The following is a 4,381-nucleotide window of genomic DNA, read 5'->3' on the forward strand; positions in this document are numbered from 1 at the left end:
CCAAGTTCCGTTGAAGTGGGCTACCTTATTCTGGCCCTTGTCATGTCAGTTGTCGTCTGGTTTGTCGTGTTTTGGTACAAGTGGCTGGGTATGAGTCTGGCAACGAAGCAGTCGAGAGGTTTGGTGACGGAGCGGGGTGGACGCGGATTGTGGTACGCAAGGAACATCAACAGCCCCGCAAAGGAAGGTCTGTTTTCGGCAATGCACTTCGGCCTTGTGGTTCTGACCACATGGTCTGTGATGCTGTTGCTTGCGCCGTCGTTTTTTCCCCATGTGTTAGAATCGACATGGATTTCGCTTCCGGCTCTCGTATGCGTTGGCTTTGTATGCGGTTCGGTGTTCGGTATCAGTGCCGAGAGTCCACTTCATGATGGAAGTGAGAATGAATCCACTGAAACAGAACCGACTGGAACCTGATGGGATATGTCGGGTTATGCTCTAGGGGAGCGTATCAACCAAAAACACGTGGCCTAGAGGAATACAGGACACACGGCAGGACGTTCCGTCCTGAGAGCACAGTTCGTCAATGTGGTGGCCGACCTCAACAGGCACGACCCCAACGCGCCCGATCCAGATGATCCGGTGGAACAGGATGGGACCGGTGAAGGGTGTGTAAGTGGTCGAAGTCCATCTGTCAACACTGTCTCGTACATGGACTTCGTAGGGGCTGTAGTGCGGACGGTTTCCTTGTGGTGGGAAGGTTGGTGGCCCCGGCCGCATGCCTCTGTTTCCTTTGTGACTCCTGCTGGCAGTGATTGTGCATTCCACTGTTCCGTTGACTTGCTGTTTGACTTCTCGATAGAATACATCAGCATCGAGACTCCGAGCAGCAGGCAGATGACAGCACGACAGAGGGAGGTATGGGGAGTCAAGGTGGCCGCTTCCATGAATGAGCAAGGGCCTTGGCAGGATTTTCATAGAGCTCTTGCGGAGAAGATGGTGTATGTGATCTTGGGAGTATCACTCCTTCTGGCACTCCCTGCGGTCGGATCTCAGGTCTGGTATCTAGTGCTTGCATGCATCTTGATGTCCTCAGCATGGCAGTTTGCGCTATTCGAGACCTATGAACTGGGCTTGATAACCGCCGACTTCGCCCTAGCCCTAGTCCTACTATGGCTGAATACTCTGTTTGGGCAACTGATACCAACCTTTCAAGGTGTCCTTCTCTTCTCAGTAGTCTTCGCTGTTCTCATATTCAAGATGAAGACCATCGCATGGGCTATCACGAAGATAAGGACAACAGTCTATGCCTTTGCGCTCAACTTCCTACTTGCAGTTCAGTGGCTGGTGTTCTGGGTTCTGATTGCAGAACAATCAACACAGGCATTTATGAGTAACTTGGTCACCTGAGGTATTGTCACAAGGAGGATGCAATAGTGGTATTCGGTTTGATGGATCCCATAAGCGCGGGGTTCATGATCTCAGTAGTGGCATTCATTGTCTACTGGTCATTGACTCTGACGGAGGAGGGTATCATCGAGAGAGCCAACAGACATGGTCTTCGCTTCTTCGGAAGCATGCCGAGAATAGCTGGGACTCATTGTGCAATCTCCTTAGCGATAGGATGCCCTTCGCTGATAGTTGACTCCGCCTCGCTGTCTGACTATCTGGCAACTAACACAATCGCCATGCCGCTGATCCTGATTGCAGGCATGTACGTTCTGAGGTCCGCTCACGTAAATCTACAGCTTGCCCTGTGGAGATACTCAGACCCGATGAAGAAAGCAGGACTTGACGGGGACCAGTTCATCTGTAGTCTGACCAAGCTCGTCCAACGAATGCGGAGTGGGAACAGGCTTGAGTCTTTCCTCAGAACATACGCCGAGAAGAACCCATCGATGGTCCCTCTGCTGAGAACAGCAATGCAGAAGCTGGAGGCCGATGGCATGGTTCCAACCAGCCTCTCGATAGTACTTGCTGGTTCGTTGACAGACCAGCGAATGCCAACAAGTGCTGAGCACGAAACACTATAGGCTGTGGGAGGCTCATTGGGACGCGGCGACTCCTCGCTTGCATAAGAGTGTTCTCGCTCTCGTCCGCAAGTATCACTCTGATACACCCACGAACCCGAGGGTTTGCAACAGCTGCGCAGCAGTCGGACTGTCTTGGATGCGACAATGTGTGGCTGTATCTCTCGGTGCGGAGTCACGCCTCCGAGGTCGCCGTGACCATCGATACTCTTAGTTCACAGCACTCAAACTAGCATTCAACTACATCCTCATAGCGAATGTGATTAAGACCAACTTGGCTCTGTCAAAGTGGAAGACGCTGGTGTTATGGACGATACTGTCAGTGGTCATCGAGTCTATGATGTGGGCATGTTGATACTTCCTCTTCGCAGTATTGCTAGAGCGAAGTGTGTATGAGTTCAGTGTGGCGGGGATGTGAAGTGAGCACTACGGGCGCGCAACGGAGCAGCTGGCGATTGGCCGCAATGTGCCTCATGTTCGTGGCAGTGATGGCAGTTTCAAACGTGGGCGGATTAAGCCTCACCCCCGGCCTGTTCTCTTTCGGCATGGGCTGGCTTGCCGCCTTGCTGAAACTTGTCCTCTGCTATGGAGCCATAGAACAGATGAGGATGTACCCATGGTTCTGGAACACGATTCTTCAGTCAGATGCTCGTGTCCTCATCATGTCTGAAGCATTAGGACTGGCCGGGTGTGTCATCTCGGTCCTGCTGGACCCGTTTCGCATGGGTGTGGTCATATTGTCCGAAGTGGTCATGAACATCCTAGTGGCCATTCTTGCCCGTGACTCCAGACCAGACTGAGACTGTCTGTTGAAGCCTCTCCGTTTCCAGATCCATTATGCAGGCCAGAGCTACATGAGGTGAACCTCCATTACCACAGGAGGCAGTGGCTGGCACATTCCGAAGTACGTTTCAGTCCTCGACAGGCCGTTCAGGCTCTGACAGCTCGCCGACTTCTCAGTGGTCGGCGGGCTCGTACAGAGCTCTAGGACCATGGGCAAGGCCTAAGTCGGACTGTTGGACGAGAACTGGCAGCCGGTGCTTCTTGTCTACTGGGGCGATGCATGGGTGGGGAGCCAGAAGGCATGGTTCAACACGTACTTCTATCCACAGGGCGGTGGCTCCTACTACCAGCAGTCAGGTTACATCTACACCTCTTTCCTCAAGACAGGCAAGCTGTGGTGGGCTGACGGGGGCTCTCTGTCACCACAGGGCGTCATCTACTCCACCATCGATGGGCAGGGCGGTGGATTACCAATTGCTGCAGTTGACAATGCGTCGCGGGTCATCAAGTATGTCGTCATTCTCGGCTACAGGTATCAGTCCTACTCGCTGGTGGACATGAGGGTGCAGGGCATCAACGTGGTCGCTGACTTCAACAGGCACGACCAGAACAGTCCAAGCCCGACAGAGCCGGTGGAGAGCGATGGAACTGCCAACGGCGCAGCAGAGTGCCATGGTGGAGCACAAGCCCTCTTCGAAGCCAAGCTTGGAGAAGCCGCCAACATGGTCTCTTTGTATTGGACCGGATGGTGGCCCACGCTTCACTTTGTAGTTCAGAGGGAACTCATGACAGACGTGGTGATCTCAATTCATCTTGCTGTCGATATCCTTGGGAATGTGGAGATTGAAGCCTTCAACGTCGAGTTTCTGGGCATCCAAGACATGACGGAGGGAGAAGCCGACGACATGGTGGGGAGAGTACGCCCCCTTAGCCATAGCACGGTTGGAACTGGCAGTCCGTCTGGGTACTTCCTTGGAATTGGTGGGGCAATGTACACTGCTGCGAGGATAATAGCAGCATTCACACCCCCTGCTTCGGCGCACCTTGAGGGTCTTTTCATGGGCATGCTCGGACTCGCCACGGCTCTTATCGTGACTGGACTCATACTGCTCGCACAGGCTGTGGCACAGAATACGACCGATCCCTTTCAGGCGGCATTCACTTTCATCGGCGCGGCCTTGGCGGCCATACTTGCGATCGCCGTATGCAAGCAGGCGGTTGATAGCTGGGGTGGCAAGAGTACTGGTGCGGCGAAATACTTCAGGTTCTGGGGCGAACTATACCAGAACGGCAACTGCTGGGATAGGATTGGCCTGAAGGGTCGGACACATTGGATGGTGATGTTTACGCAGATGATGATTCTTGTTGTCGTTATCCTAATCGGAGTTGGCTTCCTCGCAGGGTGGATATGCGATGTGTTCTTCTAGATATGTGACATCAACGCTACGTGCGAACCCTGCAGGAGTGCGGAAGACTCATCGATGAGAACAGGAGTGGATGAACATGCAGCCAAGTTCCGTTGAAGTGGGCTACCTTATTCTGGCCCTTGTCATGTCAGTTGTCGTCTGGTTTGTCGTGTTTTGGTACAAGTGGCTGGGTATGAGTCTGGCAACGAAGCAGTCGAGAGG

The 4,381-nt window shown here is 53.4% G+C and carries 5 protein-coding genes; all 5 read left to right on the forward strand.

All coding sequences use genetic code 11. The features are described 5' to 3' along the window. The first annotated feature begins 42 nt into the window (after positions 1 to 42). The 5 genes from HXY34_10555 (at position 43) to HXY34_10575 (ending at position 4,180) form a co-directional block, all read left to right on the forward strand. Complete coding sequence (locus HXY34_10555; GenBank protein NWF96568.1) at positions 43 to 417, forward strand: hypothetical protein; 375 nt, start codon at positions 43 to 45, stop codon at positions 415 to 417. A gap of 363 nt (positions 418 to 780) precedes the next feature. After that, entirely contained in the window at positions 781 to 1,350 is a 570-nt protein-coding gene (locus HXY34_10560) for a hypothetical protein (GenBank protein NWF96569.1), read from the forward strand. A 26-nt stretch (positions 1,351 to 1,376) separates the two neighbouring features. Continuing rightward, positions 1,377 to 1,973, forward strand: a complete 597-nt coding sequence (locus HXY34_10565) for a hypothetical protein (protein NWF96570.1) — start codon at positions 1,377 to 1,379, stop codon at positions 1,971 to 1,973. 452 nt (positions 1,974 to 2,425) lie between these two features. Further along, positions 2,426 to 2,770 carry a hypothetical protein gene (locus tag HXY34_10570; GenBank protein ID NWF96571.1) on the forward strand — a complete coding sequence of 115 codons (345 nt, stop codon included), beginning with the start codon at positions 2,426 to 2,428 and terminating at the stop codon, positions 2,768 to 2,770. A gap of 216 nt (positions 2,771 to 2,986) precedes the next feature. Beyond that, positions 2,987 to 4,180 carry a hypothetical protein gene (locus HXY34_10575; GenBank protein NWF96572.1) on the forward strand — a complete coding sequence of 398 codons (1,194 nt, stop codon included), beginning with the start codon at positions 2,987 to 2,989 and terminating at the stop codon, positions 4,178 to 4,180. The last annotated feature ends 201 nt before the right edge of the window (positions 4,181 to 4,381 follow it).

The organism is Candidatus Thorarchaeota archaeon (assembly GCA_013388835.1).
Taxonomy (GTDB): domain Archaea; phylum Asgardarchaeota; class Thorarchaeia; order Thorarchaeales; family Thorarchaeaceae; genus JACAEL01.

Excerpts from the sequence above, each read along its gene's own strand:
- HXY34_10555 (NWF96568.1), top strand. The coding sequence starts at position 43 with ATGTCAGTTGTCGTCTGGTTTGTCGTGTTTTGGTACAAGTGGCTGGGT.